Genomic DNA, 15,307 nt, shown 5'->3' with positions numbered 1-15,307 from the left:
CGATGGCCAAGGCCTATTGGATCGCCCATGTCACAGTCACCAACCCAGAGGCCTATGCAGGTTATCAGGCGGTCGCTCCGGCGGCCTTTCAGCAGCATGGCGCCCGGTTCCTGGCGCGGGGTGGTGAAGCGGAAACATTTGAAGGTGAGAGCTGGCAACGCCACGTGGTGATAGAGTTCGACAGCCTGCAACGGGCCCGTGACTGCTACAACTCGCCCGAATACAAAGAGGCGCGTGCCCGCCGCGCCGGGGCCTGCGAGGCCAGCATCACCATCGTCGCAGGCTGCTGATCCCGGTAGTTTTTCGCTGGCGCGTCAGAGTTCGAGCGAGACCCAGAGCACTTTTGCGTCTTCTTCGCTGGTGGAGACGCAGCCGTGGCCCATGCCGCTGTCGTAATAAACCGAATCACCGGCACTCATGTTGAGGGGGCGGTAGTGCTCGGTATAGAGCACCAGATCACCACTGATCACATACATGAACTCCTCACCGCGATGACGTACCCAGCTTTCATATTCGGTGACATCGCGCGCCTTGATGGTGCTGATATAGGGCAGCATGCGCTTGCTGGTGAGTTCGGTACACAGGAGTTCATGGTCGTAGGTTTTGGTTTCCTGATGCTCGCCGCGCCCGGATAGGGTGTAGTCACGTCGCCCCGAAATGCTGCTTTGCGCCGATTGCACGAACAATTGCGGCGTTTCCAGCTCCAGGGTCTGCATAAGGCGGCGAATAATCTCGAAACTGGGACGGGTCTGGTTGTTCTCGATCTTGGACAAAGTGGAGCGCCCGATGGCCGCCGCCTTGGCCGCTTCTTCCAGAGTCAGGCCCTTTTCCTTACGCGCGTCGCGAATCATTTTGCCCAGAACTTCACCGTCCGGAGCCTCCATCGACTCGGGCGCGAGCCCTGTTTCTTCTGACTGAACCGGTTCCATTTTTGCGATTTCTCCTGTTGCGACTGAACCTTAGCTTTGATGTATTCAGCAGTCAAAATTTCATCACAACATCTTTTGTTGATTAAAGGGGAAAAGTTTCCTAAACGAACATTACGGAGCGTAACAGCGCATTACCCCAGTATTGGGCGCGTTGTGATCGAGGAGGGAATTTCGATGCACAGACATGTTCTGATGAGACTTGTGACCCCAGTTGATGGCTGTCGCTGCGAGTCATTGGCTGGCGTGTTGTCTGCCGGTGCAATCGTTGGAGGGAATATCTGATGACCGTTCAGCTGCGCCCGCGTCACCCCGAAAAGGCCAAACGCCCCGAAAGCCTGGTCCCGCGAAAGCCCAAGTGGATCCGCAAGAAGAAGATCGAAAGCGCCGAGTATTACGAAACCCGCCGCCTGATGCGCGATCATGATCTCTCCACCGTCTGCGAAGAGGCCTCTTGCCCGAACATTGGCGAATGCTGGTCCAAACGCCACGCCACCATGATGATCATGGGTGAGGTCTGTACCCGCGGCTGTTCCTTTTGCAATGTAATGACGGGCCGCCCCGACGCTTTGGATGCCTTTGAGCCCGGTCGGGTGGCACAGGCGGTAAAGAAACTGGGCCTGCGCCATGTGGTGATTACCAGCGTTGACCGCGATGACCTGGAAGATGGCGGTGCCGAGCATATCGCCCAGACCATCCGAGCGGTGCGCCACCAGAACCCTGAAACCACCGTCGAAGTGCTGACCCCCGATTTTCTGGGCAAAGGCGCCGCAGCGCAGGCCGTGTTTGACGCGGCACCGGATGTGTTCAATCACAACCTAGAGACGGTGCCGCATCTTTATGCTACGGTGCGCCCGGGCGCCCGCTACTATACGTCGCTGCGTCTGCTGGATGATGCCAAGCGCGCCAACCCAGCGCTTTTTACCAAGTCGGGCCTGATGGTAGGGCTGGGGGAAACTCTGAGCGACCTGCGTCAGGTGATGGATGATCTGCGGGCGGCCAATGTCGATTTCCTGACCGTTGGCCAATATCTGCAGCCCACACCAAAGCACCACCCGATTGACCGTTTCTGGTCGCCGGAAGAATTTGAACAGATTGAACAGATTGCCCGCAACAAGGGCTTTCTCGGCGTCTCGGCCACGGCCTTGACGCGTTCATCGTTCCACGCAGACGATGATTTTGCCGCACTCAAACAGAGCCGGGATCGCATCCTTGCCGCGAGTGTTTGAACCGTAACGCATTGGGAGGGAAACCATGGAAGCGTTAAGTAGTTTTGTAGGATGGGTGAACGGAGTCGTCTGGGGGCCGCCAATGCTGGTTCTCATTCTGGGCGTTGGCCTGTTCTTGCAGGTCGGCCTGAAAGTCATGCCGATCCGTAAACTGGGCATGGGTTTTGGCCTGATGTTCAAAGGCCGCGAAGGCGCTGGCGAAGGCCAGATCACCCCATTCAACGCCCTGATGACGGCGCTGTCCGCCACCATCGGGACGGGTAACATCGCCGGTGTTGCCACCGCCGTCTTCCTGGGCGGCCCTGGTGCGCTGTTCTGGATGTGGATGACCGCATTGGTGGGCATGGCGACCAAATTCTGCGAAGCCGTTCTGGCGGTGAAATACCGTGAGCAGGACGAAGAAGGTAACTACGTCGGTGGCCCGATGTATTACATCAAAAACGGTCTGGGCTCAAAATGGGCCTGGCTGGGCGTGCTTTTTGCGATCTTTGGCGGCGTTGCAGCCTTTGGCATCGGCAATGGTGTACAAGCCAACGGTGTTGCACAGGTTCTGGAAGTGAACTTTTCCATCCCAACATGGATCTCTGGCGTTGCCCTGATGGCCTTGACCGCTGCGGTAATCCTGGGTGGCATTACCCGCATCGGCAACGTTGCAGGTAAGTTGGTGCCAGTCATGGCGATTGGCTACATCACCGCAGGTATTGTGGTTCTGTTGCTGAACATCGGTGCCGTTGGGGATGCGCTGGGCCAGGTCTTTACCTATGCCTTTACACCCTGGGCGGCCAAAGGTGGCGCAGCTGGTGCAGCCGTTTGGTTGGCAATCCGCTTTGGTGTGGCCCGTGGCGTCTTCTCGAACGAAGCCGGTCTGGGTTCCGCGCCGATCGCGCACGCTGCTGCTGAGACCAAAGGTCCGGTAAACCAGGGTCTGATCGCGATGCTTGGGACGTTTATCGATACCATTATCGTTTGCTCGATCACTGGTCTGGCCATCATTGCCTCTGGCGCTTTGGATGTGGCCGTGGCTGACTTCCTGGCCAATGGCGACAAAGAAGGCTTCTCCGCAATCTCTGGCGCTGCTTTGACCTCGCTGGCCTTCGAGACCTCGCTGCCTGGCTTTGGCGGTTACTTCATCGCTGTTGCCCTGTCGATCTTTGCCTTCACCACCATCCTGGGCTGGTCCTACTATGGCGAGAAATGCATGGAATACCTGTTTGGTGTTAAGGTGATGTTGCCTTATCGTCTGCTGTGGATCGTAGCTATTTACTTTGGTGCCACCGCTGACCTCGGCTTCATCTGGCTGCTGGCGGATACGCTGAATGCCATGATGGCCCTGCCAAACCTGATCGCCCTGGCCCTGCTGAGCCCTGTTGTCTTCAAAGTGACAAAAGAGTTCTTTGCAACCAACGGCCAATCAGAAGAGCCCGGCTACAAGGCTGCTGAATAAACAAACCCGGAGGGCGCGACCCCGCGCCCTCCACCGTTTTTATCTCCAATAAAGGGCTGCACAGGATGACCGACGCACCTAAACGCACACCGCTTTATGACCTGCACGTCGAACTCGGCGGCAAGATGGTTGATTTTGCTGGCTGGGAAATGCCGGTGCAGTACCCCATGGGCATTATGGGTGAGCACAAACAATGCCGCGAAAAAGCAGGTCTGTTTGACGTTTCCCACATGGGTCAGGTGATCCTGAAAGGCGATGATGTCGCCACTCAGCTGGAAAGAATCGCGCCCTCTGCTTTTACCACTCTGAAGGAAGGCAAAGCGCGCTACACATTCTTCACCAATGAAAACGGCGGCATCATGGATGACCTGATCGTTTCCAACGCCGGTGATCATTTCTTTGTCGTGGTCAACGCCTCCATGCGTCACCAGGACATCCCCCATATGGCCAAGCACCTTGAAGGCGTCGAGGTCACCGAGATCTTTGACCGCGCTCTGGTGGCGGTTCAGGGCCCTTCGGCGGAAAACGTTGTTGGTGATCTATGCCCCGCTGCCCGTGACATGAAATTCATGGAAACTCTGGTGGCAGACATCATGGGTGTTGAATGCCGCCTGTCGCGCCTTGGCTACACCGGCGAAGATGGCTACGAGATCTCCATTCCCGAAGACAAAGCGGTTGAGATCACCCGTGCCTTCCTGGCGCATGACGATTGTGAGCCCGCCGGCCTGGGCGCCCGCGACTCCCTGCGTCTGGAGGCCGGTCTCTGCCTCTATGGCAACGATATCGACAACGATACCTCCCCTGTAGAGGCCTCGCTGACCTGGGCCATGCAGAAACGCCGCAAGGAAGAAGGCGGTTTTCCGGGGGCTGCGCGCATCCAGAAAGAACTGGCTGAGGGCGCTGCCCGCAAACTGGTCGGCATCAAGCCGGAAGGCCGCGCCCCTGCGCGTCAGGGTGTCGAAGTGCAATGCGCCGAGGGCAACACCATTGGTGCCATCACCTCAGGCGGCTTTGGACCAACTGTCGGGGCACCTGTCGCCATGGGCTATGTCTCCGCAGGCCACGGCGAGCCGGGCGAGAAGATCAACCTGATCATTCGGGGCAAATCCCAGCCGGCGGAAATCGTCGCGCTGCCCTTTGTGACCCAGAACTACAAACGCTAAGATAACACGCTAAGACACGAGGAGAGTCTCAGATGACCACCTATTATTCCGAAGAGCACGAATGGATCACCGTTGAAGGCGATACCGCCACTGTTGGCATCACGCAGCACGCCGCTGATCAGCTGGGCGAAATCGTCTTTTGCGAGCAGAAAGAAGCAGGCGACGAGTTCGAAAAAGGCGACGAGATCGGCGTCATCGAGTCCGTCAAGGCAGCCTCGGAAATCTACGCACCGCTGGATGGCGAAATTGTTGCCGTCAATGAGATCCTTGAGGAAACCCCCGGCGCGCTGAACGACAGCCCCGAAGGCGATGCCTGGATCTACAAGATCAAACTGGCGGATGCCGCGCAGCTCGAAGATCTGATGGATCTGGACGGCTACAAAGCCCTGATCGGCTGATCTTTATCGGGGCCGGTTGCTCTGGCCCCGCTCATCATCTTTCTTCAAATATTCCCGCCGGAGGCTCCGACAGCTCCGGTTGGATGCCCCTTCTCCAGAGGAGCGCCGCAGATGGCCTTTAAACTGACCGATTACGAAGCCTATGACTTTGCCAACCGTCGCCACATCGGCCCTTCGCCGGCTGAAATGGCTGAGATGCTCAAGGTGATTGGCTTCAAGACCCTTGATGATCTGATCGACGCCACCGTGCCTGCCGCCATCCGCCAGCAAGATCCGCTGGACTGGGGCCCGGCCATGACCGAGCGCGACGCCCTGTTCCACATGAAAGAAGTGGCCGGCCAGAACAAGGTTCTGACCTCGCTGATTGGTCAGGGGTACTACGGCACATCGACGCCTGCGCCCATCCTGCGCAACATCCTGGAAAACCCGGCCTGGTACACCGCCTATACCCCCTACCAGCCCGAGATCTCCCAGGGACGTCTCGAAGCCCTGTTGAACTACCAGACCATGGTCAGCGATCTGACCGGTATGGATATTGCCAATGCCTCGCTTTTGGACGAGGCCACCGCCGCCGCCGAAGCTATGGCCATGGCCCATCGCGGTGCGCGTTCCAAAGCCAATAACGCCGCCTTCTTTGTGGACCAGAACTGCCACGCCCAGACCATCGCGGTAATCAAGACCCGCGCCGAACCACTGGGCATCGACGTTGTGGTTGCCGACCCCGATGAGCTGGAGGCCGGTGCCGTCTTTGGGGCGATCTTCCAGTACCCCGGCACCTACGGACATGTGCGTGATTTCACCGATGAGATCAAAGCTCTGCATGACCACAAAGGCATCGCCGTTGTTGCTGCCGACATCCTGTCGCTGGCGCTGCTGAAGTCGCCCGGCGAAATGGGTGCCGATATTGCCATTGGTTCGACCCAGCGCTTTGGTGTGCCCATGGGCTATGGTGGCCCCCACGCTGCCTATATGGCGACCACGGATAAGCTCAAGCGCGCCATGCCGGGCCGCATCATCGGTGTCTCCATCGACAGCCGTGGCAACAAAGCCTACCGTCTGGCCCTGCAAACCCGCGAGCAGCATATCCGCCGAGAAAAAGCCAACTCCAACGTCTGTACTGCACAGGCGCTGCTGGCGGTCATGGCCTCGATGTATGCGGTTTATCACGGCCCCGATGGCATCAAGGCGATTGCCCAGTCGGTGCACCGCAAGACCTCGCGTCTGGCAGCCGGTCTGGAAGAAAACGGTTTCACGGTTGAGCCCGATGTCTTCTTTGACACCATAACCGTTGCCGTTGGCCCATTGCAGAAAACCGTGATGGAGGCTGCCGTTGCCCGCGGCATCAACCTGCGCAAAGTGGGTGAGACCAAGGTTGGCATCAGCCTGGACGAGCAGACCCGCGCGGAAACAATCGAGGCCGTCTGGGCCGCCTTTGGCATCGACCGCAAGGATGACAGCTCCAACAAACAATACCGTCTGCCCGAGCATGCCCTGCGCGAAAGCGAGTATCTGACGCACCCGATCTTCCACAAGAACCGGGCCGAGGCAGAGATCACCCGCTACATGCGCCGTCTGGCCGACCGCGATCTGGCGCTGGACCGTGCCATGATCCCGCTGGGCTCCTGCACCATGAAGCTGAACGCCACCGTCGAGATGATTCCGGTCACCTGGCCCGAGTTTGGCAATCTGCACCCCTTCTGCCCTGAAGATCAGGCGCAGGGCTATCACGCCATGATCGCTGATCTGAACGACAAGCTTTGCCAGATCACCGGTTATGATGCGATCTCCCAGCAGCCCAACTCGGGCGCGCAGGGGGAATATGCAGGTCTTCTGACCATCCGCAGCTACCACGCCGCGCGCGGTGAGGCACATCGCAACGTCTGCCTGATCCCAACCTCGGCGCATGGTACCAACCCGGCTTCGGCGCAGATGGTTGGCTACAAGGTTGTTCCGGTTATTGCCGATGCTGAAGGCAACATCGATGTGGCGGATTTCCGCGCCAAGGCGGAAAAGCACTCGGCAAACCTTGCCGCCTGCATGATCACCTATCCCTCCACCCACGGTGTGTTTGAAGAAACCGTGCAGGAGGTTTGCCAGATCACCCATGATCACGGCGGTCAGGTCTATATCGATGGGGCCAATATGAACGCCATGGTTGGTCTGGCCCAGCCGGGCAAGATTGGCGGCGATGTTTCGCACCTGAACCTGCACAAGACCTTCTGCATTCCGCATGGCGGTGGTGGCCCCGGCATGGGCCCGATCGGTGTCAAAGCGCATCTGGAAGAGCACCTGCCGGGTCACCCTGAGTATGGCACTGCCGTAGGTCCGGTCTCGGCGGCGCCCTTTGGCTCGCCTTCGATCCTGCCAGTCAGCTGGGCCTATATCCTGCTGATGGGGGGGAGTGGCCTGACACAGGCGACCAAGGTTGCGATCCTCAATGCCAACTACATCGCGGCGCGTCTGAAAGAGGCCTATCCGATCCTCTATACCTCTTCGACCGGTCGTGTGGCGCATGAGTGCATCCTGGATACCCGTCCTTTGAATGACGAGGGTGGCATCAGCGTTGACGATGTGGCCAAGCGTCTGGTGGACTCCGGTTTCCACGCGCCAACCATGTCCTGGCCCGTGGCCGGCACTTTGATGGTGGAACCCACCGAGTCCGAACCCAAGGATGAGCTGGATCGCTTCTGCGACGCCATGCTGTCGATCCGGGGTGAGGCGCAGGATGTGATTGACGGCAAGATCGACGCGGAAAACAACCCGCTGAAAAACGCCCCTCACACGGTGCGTGATCTGGTTGGCGATTGGGACCGTCCCTATAGCCGCGAAGCAGCCTGCTTCCCTCCCGGCTCGCTGGGTGTCGACAAATACTGGTCGCCGGTCAACCGGGTGGATAACGCCTATGGGGATCGCAACCTGATCTGCACCTGCCCGCCGATGTCGGACTATGAGGACGACGCCGAGAGCTGATCAAACCAACCAACCGGTGTCGCCCCTTTCTCCTCTCTCCCCGGGGCGGCACCAACTTCCCTTTGAAACTGCGTCCCCTCACCCTGAGGGCACCTGCAAACAATCGGAGGATGCGGACATGACGTTCCAAAGCCGAGTTCCCAACACCGAGGCCATGAGCTGCTCTGCTGCGGCCGAAACTTCGATCACCGAGGTCAATCAGGTGGCGATACTGCTGCCCGACGAGGCCGCCCCTGGCGCAGGCCAGATCCTTGCGGATCTGCTGCTCTCTGCCAATGAGGTGATCCCAGAGGCGCGTTATGACGTGTCGATCATGCGCCTGTCTGACTTCAATCATCTGAGCCTTGGTCGTCAGCAGCGCAGCATGTGCATCTTTCTGGGCGACATCCGGGCACGCTGGCGGGTCAAGGCCGGTGACCGGGCCGCGTTGCAGACACTGCTGCATCGTTGCCGTCAGCCGATCCTGGTTGGGGGGGCGGTGTTCCTGCCGCGCGAAGCCGGCATGTTTGACGGTCATGTTCTGGCGGTGCATTCCAATTTTGCCGCCGCCGCGGAGGAAGAAACGCTGCAAAGCGCGGCCTCCGGCACCCAGTACCACCTCGCTGACCCTGTGCATTCCGCCATCAGCCCACTGGCAACGCCGCGGCTGCTGCTGGATCTGATTGGCCGCCAATACGGTGAGTTCATGGCCGATGCCCTGGGCGAATATGTTGGGCTGGATGCGGGTGACACACGTTTTCAAAGCAAAGCAACGCTGGATATCCTGCAAAAGGCAGGCGGCGACAATCTGATCGAAAAGAGCCTGCACCTGATGCAGCAACATATCGAAGAGCCGATTTCGATATGTGAACTGGCGCGGCAGCAGGGGGTGTCGACCCGCAAGCTGCAACGCAGATTTCGAGACTGTACCGGTAATGGACCGCAATCGGCCTACCGCTCGTTGCGGATTGAGCGTGCGCATCAGCTGCTGACTCATACCAGCATGAATGTCTATGAGATCGTTGCGGCCACGGGCTTTGGCACCCGGTCAAATCTGTCGCGCTGGTTTCACAAACAGCTGGGCGTCAGCCCGCAGGCAGTACGCCGCAGCGCCTATTGCGAGGCAGGGCAGGCATCCGCCCGTGCCATGGCCGGGTGACCACCACTAATCCTAAAACTTTGCTGTCCCGGGTTCTGGGGCAGGGTGGGGCAAATGTCCGGTAGAACAACGGGCAGCAAGCAGGGGTAAAAGAAATTCCTGAAACCTCTTGAACCTCTAGTTGCTGGAGGTTCTATCTAGGGTAGGTCTTTGAAAACCAAGAGGCCCCAATGCCCCAAGATAGCTGTTGTAGCACCCCCAAACTGAACGCCGCCGATACCAAAGCCCATGTCCACTCCGGTGAGACTACGAACTGTTGCAACAACGGGGCCGTGGGTCCCGCCGTGGAGGCGGTTCAGCTCAGCTCCGGGCGCAGTTTTCGCGTCAATGGATTGTGCTGTGCCGAGGAGGTCGCAACCCTCAACCGTGTCCTAGGGCCAGCGGTAGGGGGGGCGGATCATCTCGGTTTTGATGTGCTCAACGGACGCATGACGCTGCTGGCTTCGGCCAGACAGATCTCAGATGAAGAACTGCAGGATCTGGTGGCAAAGACCGGCATGCAGGCCAAGCCCTGGGAGGCCGCCAGTGCCGCGGCCGATCAGGCAGTGCATCTCACCCGGCAAAAGCGCTTTACCACCGCCAGTGCCCTGTTCTGGGGCGGTGGTCTGGCCTGGCATGTCACCCATTCCGGCGCCGCAGGCCTGGGGCAATTGTTTGCCGGTCACGGTGACCTGCCTGTGCCCATGGGTGAGCTGGTGTTGTTCCTTATCGCGGTGATCTTTGGGGTTTGGTTGGTTCTGCCAAAGGCCTGGTATGCGGTGCGCAATCTCTCACCTGATATGAACCTTTTGATGGTTGTCGCGGTTGCGGGAGCGCTGGGGCTGGGTGAGTTTTTCGAAGCCGCAACCGTGGCGTTTTTCTTTGCCCTCTCGCTGACCCTGGAATCCTGGAGCGTGGGGCGGGCGCGCACTGCGGTGTCGAGCCTGCTCAATCTGGCGCCGCCAACAGCGCGGGTGATCCGCGCGGATGGCAGCGAGGTTGATGTGCCCGCCGATGAGGTGCAAATCGGCCAGCGCTTTGTCCTGCGTGGCGGGGATCGCATTCCGATGGATGGGCAGGTGATTTCCGGCACGGGGGCCGTGGATCAGGCTCCGATCACCGGAGAAAGCGCTCTGGTCACCAAGGAAGCCGGTGATGAGGTCTATGCCGGGACGCTGAATGGCGAAGGCAGCCTGACGGTGGAGGCAACAAAACTGGCCAGCGACACGGTACTGGCCAAGATTACCCGCATGGTGGGCGAGGCCCATGCCCGCCGCGCCCCGGTGGAACAATGGGTCAGCAAATTCGCCCGCATCTATACGCCGTCAGTTCTGGGCCTGGCCATTGCCCTGGCCTGCCTGCTGCCACTGCTGGCGGGCGGGGACTGGGGGTTTTGGTTTTACAATGCGCTGGTGCTGCTGGTGATTGCCTGCCCCTGTGCCCTGGTGATCTCGACCCCGGTCTCGATTGTGGCTGCACTTGCGGCGGCGGCCCGCGCAGGGGTGCTGATCAAGGGCGGCGCCTATATTGAGGCACCGGGCAAACTGGAGGCCATCGCGCTGGACAAGACCGGCACATTGACGGAGGGCCGCCCCGAAGTTGCCGGGCTCTACCCCTTGGGCAGCACCAGTATAGCCGAGCTGTTGCAGGCGGCAGCCGCGCTAGAGGCACGGGCCTCGCATCCTCTGGCTTTGGCCATCCTGGCAGAGGCAACCCACGAAGGCCTGTCTGTTGCGGCAGCCAGTGAGAGCCGCACGGTGCCGGGGCGCGGGGTCGAGGGTAGGCTGGGGGAGCGGGAAATCTGGCTTGGTTCATCCCGGTTTGCGGCGGAAAAGGGCTTTGCCGCGGATCTGCCCGAGGCGCAGATGATTGAGATCGAGGCCAGCGGGGCCACGCTTGTTGTGGTGGGGGATGCCACTGGTCCCATGGGGTTAATCGCTCTGCGCGACAGGCTGCGAGAGGGCGCGTGTGACACCATCACCGCCCTGCATCAGCTGGGGGTCAAACAGGTGGTGATGCTCACCGGGGACAATGCGGCAGCGGCGGGCGCCGTTGCGCGGGACACGGGGATCGATGCGGTGCATGCGGGACTGTTGCCTGCGGATAAGCTGGCGGCGATCGAGGGGCTCACGGAGCGGTACAATATGGTGGCGATGATGGGTGATGGGGTGAATGATGCTCCGGCCATGGCGCGGGCGCATTTTGCTGTTGTGATGGGGGCAGTGGGGTCGGACGCGGCCATTGAAACTGCAGATATTGCCCTGATGAGCGATGACATCAGCCGCCTGCCCTGGCTGATCGCACATTCGCGCCGGACCATGGCGGTGATCCATCAAAATATCGGGCTATCGCTGGTGACCAAACTTGCATTTGCCCTGGCAACTGCCTTTGGTTTGGCCTCTATGTGGGGGGCAATTGCCGCCGATGTGGGGGTTTCGCTCCTGGTGGTGGGCAATGCGCTGCGGCTTTTGAAAGGGAAGGAGATCTGAGATGCTGACCATTGGAACCCTGGCAAAGCGCACCGGAACCAAGGTGCAGACCATCCGCTACTATGAGAGCATCGGCCTGATGCCAGAGCCTGAGCGCACTGAGGGAGGGCAACGGCGCTATGGGCAGGGGGATTTGGATCGGCTGGGATTTGTCCGTCATGGGCGGCAATTGGGGTTTTCGCTGGAGGCCATTCGGGAATTGTTGGATCTGGCGGATAACCCGTCGCAATCCTGTGCCGATGCGGATTCCATTGCCCAGCGACAGTTGAAACAGGTGGAGGAGCGCATCGCCAGGCTGCAGGCGCTTCAGGTCGAGTTGCAGCGGATGATCCACGACTGCGGCCATCACTCGGTAGCGGAATGCCGGGTGCTGGAAGTGCTGCGCGACCACAGTGAATGCCTGACAGATCACAACCAGATCGGCGCCTGATGGATCGTCAGGCCCGCTGTCTCTAATCCTGTGTCGTGGTTTTTGCTGGCAGCTGATTGGTTTCTTTCTCAAAGTTCAATTGCTGCCCGACCCAGGCGGCAAAGAGCTTGATCATCTCCAGATCGCCGGTCTCAAACGGATGGCGCGCTTCGGGCGAGGTGAAGTTCAAAGTGCCAAACAGCACACCGTTAACAATCAAGGGCACACCAATGTAGGTTTCCAACAGGAAGAGATCGTAGCAGGGGTGGGTTGCAAATTGCGACTGCTTGGCGTTGTGGCAAGCCAGGGGACCATCCCCATTCAACATTTCAGAGCAATATGTGTCGCCAAGAGGAAAACTGGTTCCACGCGGAATATCCACCAGATCTGAGTGGCTGTAGAGTATGGTGTAGCTGTCATCGCGGACCCAGCTTACCAGAGCGGAATCGGTCTGAAAATGTTCGCAACCAAGTTTAAGGATCGACTGAACTTTTGCAGCGGGATCCATGTCCTGGTCGGTCGTGATGTGGAACAGTTTATGCAGTAATTCTTCGATCGCCCGGGTTTTGGATATGTCCTTGATGATGGCGAAATACCCCAGAACCTCACCGGAGGTGTCACGGATCGGACCGCCTGTGGTCTGGGTTAGAATGACTTTCCCGGATTTGCGCCGATACCGCATCTCGTAATTGTGATCGCTCAAGGTGCTGGTGGGCGTGAAGCGGCTTTGACCCTGCTCCTTGTAGTTTTCCGGATCAGCATAGAGATCCTTGGTAATCTCCCCGGTGATCTCTTCTCGGCTATAGCCGAACAGTGTTTCAAAGGCTGGGTTGACCCAAGTGATGCGATGGTCGGCTCCTGCTACAATCACCGCTTCGGGCAGATCGCGGAACAGATCCGGGATGCGAATTCCACCTACCGCTATTCCATTTGATGCCTCTACAAGAGTTTCTGCATCCCGCAGTGTTTCCTGGCTCATGTTGACGACTGTCTCATTCATGCGCTCATGTCTTTCCGTCTCCACCTCGTTACTCACACCCAGGCAAACTCTTTGATCCTGAGGCGCCTGGACCCCAGAAAAAGGCAATGAAATTTTGTCAGTGAAATGAGAGCTCAATCACGCGCAAAGGTGACAAAAGAAAATGAAAATCAGTTCGTTACGCAGGGCGTGTTAAAATATTCTGACTTAAGAATGTACCAATTATGAATTAAGGCGCAATGAAAAAATGGCGATTGATGCACAATGAGAAATCTATGGTTGTATGGGGCTGTGGTGAAAAGACTTGAGGCTGTGCGGGGTTAGACGCTGCGTCCGCCGTGATGGGCTTCGCCCCGTTCGCGGGCCAGTCGCATTTGCTTTTGCCGCTCGCGAAACCGGGCCTTATCCGTCTCCGAGGTTTCGTCAATGCACTGATAGCAAGAGACCCCCATTTCAAACGATGGGAGCTCTTTGTCCTTGGGCAGGATGGGACGACGGCAACCGTGGCACAGCTCATGTGGTCCTTCGACCAGGCCATGGCCAACCGAGACGCGGTTATCAAAAACAAAGCACTCGCCCTGCCAGCTGCTCTCCTCGGGGGGCATTTCTTCCAGATAGCGCAGAATGCCACCGTTGAGATGATAGACATCTTCGACGCCCTGGCCCAGCAGGTAGTTTGTCGATTTCTCGCAGCGGATGCCACCGGTACAGAACATGGCAACACGCTTGTTGTGGAACCGATCCTTGTTGTCCTGCCACCAGGCCGGGAATTCGCGGAAGCTGGCGGTTTCGGGATCGATTGCGCCCTCAAAGGTGCCGATCTGCACCTCGTAATCGTTGCGGGTGTCGATGACGACCACATCGTCAGAGCGGATCAGGTCGTTCCAATCTTCGGGCTCTACATAGTTGCCGACGCTGGCCTTGGGATCGACATCGGGCTGCCCCATGGTGACGATCTCTTTTTTCTGGCGGACCTTGATTTTGCCAAAGGGAGGGTGATCACTAAAGGCCTCTTTCCAGGCCAGATCCGTGCAGCCCGGCAGCGTCTTAATGTGGTTCAAAACGGCTGTGATCCCAGCCTCTGGCCCTGCAATGGTGCCATTGATACCTTCATGGGCCAGCAACAGTGAGCCGGTCACTGAATGCTGTAGACAAAGCTCCAGCAGCGCCGGTTTGAGGGCGGCGGGATCGGCGAAGCGGGTGAAGTGATAGAGGGCAGCAATTTTGTACATGATGCGCCCTTAGAACTCTGTGCCGCATTTTTCAAGGGAAACCCAAATGCGCAGGCTGTTTGGGATGAAAGACGCACTTGGTTGCTTGCAGCCATACCACATCTGTTTAGGGAAGCACGTCGACGCCAAGGCTTCGGTTTCCAACTGGGATCTGCGCGGGTACAGATACATCGGTGCAGCGAAGGAGCAGAAAATGTCCCAGGCCCTGATCGTAATCGACGTGCAGAATGACTTTTGCCCAGGTGGCGCGCTTGCGGTTCCCGATGGCGACGCGGTGGTGGCCCCGATCAACGCCTTGTTGGGGGAATTTGAGACCGTGATTCTGACGCAGGACTGGCACCCGGCGGCACATTCCTCCTTTGCCAGCGCGCATCCCGGCCTGTCCCCGTATGAAACCACCGAGATGAGCTACGGTACCCAGGTTCTGTGGCCGGATCACTGCGTACAGGGCAGCAAAGGCGCGGAGTTTCATCCCGATCTCGATGTGAGTGGCGATTTGATTATTCGCAAAGGTTTCCGGCCCTCCATTGATAGCTATTCAGGCTTTTTTGAGAACGACCACAAGACTCCTACCGGTCTGGAGGGATACCTGCGCTCTCGTGGGGTGTCGGAGTTGACTTTTGTCGGGCTGGCCACCGATTTCTGCGTTGCCTATTCGGCGCTGGATGCCGCCAAACTCGGCTTTGCAACCAGAGTAAAGCTCGCCGCTTGCCGGGGAATCGATCTGCAAGGATCGCTGGAGAAAGCACTGACTGAGATGCAGGCGGCTGGCGTGCAGTTGCAACAGGACTAACCCCCCAGCGACCCTTTTTGCTGTAGGATCTGCACTTTAGGGATTTTGAAAGACTGGATTGGCTATGCTTGGCTGATTGTGTGGAGGCAACAGCGACCAATGACGACCCAAGGAGGAACTGGCCGAGAAAGTCCTGATGTAGGGCCACTGGCCCACCA

The 15,307-nt window shown here is 58.7% G+C and carries 13 protein-coding genes; 10 read left to right on the top strand and 3 right to left on the bottom strand.

Annotated elements, in window-relative coordinates; all coding sequences use genetic code 11:
- Positions 1 to 2: 2 nt before the first annotated feature.
- On the top strand, positions 3 to 290 hold the full coding sequence (locus ED661_RS01765) for a DUF1330 domain-containing protein (RefSeq protein ID WP_122072226.1): 288 nt from the start codon (positions 3 to 5) through the stop codon (positions 288 to 290).
- Positions 291 to 314: 24 nt separating this feature from the next.
- On the opposite strand, the gene ED661_RS01760 is transcribed toward ED661_RS01765, so the two are convergent.
- On the bottom strand, positions 315 to 929 hold the full coding sequence (locus ED661_RS01760; protein WP_122072225.1) for a helix-turn-helix domain-containing protein: 615 nt from the start codon (positions 927 to 929) through the stop codon (positions 315 to 317).
- A 281-nt stretch (positions 930 to 1,210) separates the two neighbouring features.
- Here ED661_RS01760 and lipA point away from each other — a divergent pair, with 281 nt between their 5' ends.
- From lipA to ED661_RS01720, 8 genes are all read left to right on the top strand, one after another.
- Positions 1,211 to 2,155 (top strand): lipoyl synthase, encoded by a 945-nt coding sequence (gene lipA, locus ED661_RS01755; protein WP_122072224.1) that lies wholly within the window; start codon positions 1,211 to 1,213, stop codon positions 2,153 to 2,155.
- 25 nt (positions 2,156 to 2,180) lie between these two features.
- The gene (locus tag ED661_RS01750) at positions 2,181 to 3,599 is read left to right on the top strand and encodes a sodium:alanine symporter family protein (RefSeq protein WP_122072223.1); all 1,419 of its coding nucleotides are present in this window, start codon (positions 2,181 to 2,183) and stop codon (positions 3,597 to 3,599) included.
- Positions 3,600 to 3,664: 65 nt separating this feature from the next.
- Positions 3,665 to 4,762 (top strand): glycine cleavage system aminomethyltransferase GcvT, encoded by a 1,098-nt coding sequence (gcvT, locus tag ED661_RS01745; RefSeq protein ID WP_122072222.1) that lies wholly within the window; start codon positions 3,665 to 3,667, stop codon positions 4,760 to 4,762.
- A gap of 32 nt (positions 4,763 to 4,794) precedes the next feature.
- Positions 4,795 to 5,160 (top strand): glycine cleavage system protein GcvH, encoded by a 366-nt coding sequence (gene gcvH / locus ED661_RS01740; protein ID WP_122072221.1) that lies wholly within the window; start codon positions 4,795 to 4,797, stop codon positions 5,158 to 5,160.
- A 111-nt stretch (positions 5,161 to 5,271) separates the two neighbouring features.
- Positions 5,272 to 8,130 (top strand): aminomethyl-transferring glycine dehydrogenase, encoded by a 2,859-nt coding sequence (gene gcvP, locus ED661_RS01735; protein WP_122072220.1) that lies wholly within the window; start codon positions 5,272 to 5,274, stop codon positions 8,128 to 8,130.
- A 118-nt stretch (positions 8,131 to 8,248) separates the two neighbouring features.
- Complete coding sequence (locus ED661_RS01730) at positions 8,249 to 9,268, top strand: helix-turn-helix domain-containing protein (protein WP_162929997.1); 1,020 nt, start codon at positions 8,249 to 8,251, stop codon at positions 9,266 to 9,268.
- Positions 9,269 to 9,438: 170 nt separating this feature from the next.
- The gene (locus tag ED661_RS01725; protein WP_122072218.1) at positions 9,439 to 11,736 is read left to right on the top strand and encodes a cation-translocating P-type ATPase; all 2,298 of its coding nucleotides are present in this window, start codon (positions 9,439 to 9,441) and stop codon (positions 11,734 to 11,736) included.
- A gap of 1 nt (position 11,737) precedes the next feature.
- A complete protein-coding gene (locus tag ED661_RS01720) occupies positions 11,738 to 12,166 on the top strand; it encodes a helix-turn-helix domain-containing protein (RefSeq protein ID WP_122072217.1) in 429 nt (142 codons plus the stop codon).
- 22 nt (positions 12,167 to 12,188) lie between these two features.
- On the opposite strand, the gene ED661_RS01715 is transcribed toward ED661_RS01720, so the two are convergent.
- Both ED661_RS01715 and ED661_RS01710 read right to left on the bottom strand, forming a co-directional pair.
- The gene (locus tag ED661_RS01715; protein ID WP_254054734.1) at positions 12,189 to 13,145 is read right to left on the bottom strand and encodes a PAS domain S-box protein; all 957 of its coding nucleotides are present in this window, start codon (positions 13,143 to 13,145) and stop codon (positions 12,189 to 12,191) included.
- A 299-nt stretch (positions 13,146 to 13,444) separates the two neighbouring features.
- Positions 13,445 to 14,356 (bottom strand): rhodanese-related sulfurtransferase, encoded by a 912-nt coding sequence (locus ED661_RS01710; protein ID WP_122072216.1) that lies wholly within the window; start codon positions 14,354 to 14,356, stop codon positions 13,445 to 13,447.
- 193 nt (positions 14,357 to 14,549) lie between these two features.
- On the opposite strand from ED661_RS01710, the gene pncA reads away from it, so the two are divergent.
- The gene (pncA, locus tag ED661_RS01705; protein WP_122072271.1) at positions 14,550 to 15,149 is read left to right on the top strand and encodes a bifunctional nicotinamidase/pyrazinamidase; all 600 of its coding nucleotides are present in this window, start codon (positions 14,550 to 14,552) and stop codon (positions 15,147 to 15,149) included.
- Positions 15,150 to 15,307: the final 158 nt, after the last annotated feature.

This window comes from Pseudophaeobacter sp. EL27 (genome assembly GCF_900313025.1).
Classification (GTDB): Bacteria; Pseudomonadota; Alphaproteobacteria; order Rhodobacterales; family Rhodobacteraceae; genus Pseudophaeobacter.
This window is presented reverse-complemented; position numbering and strand designations above follow the sequence as displayed.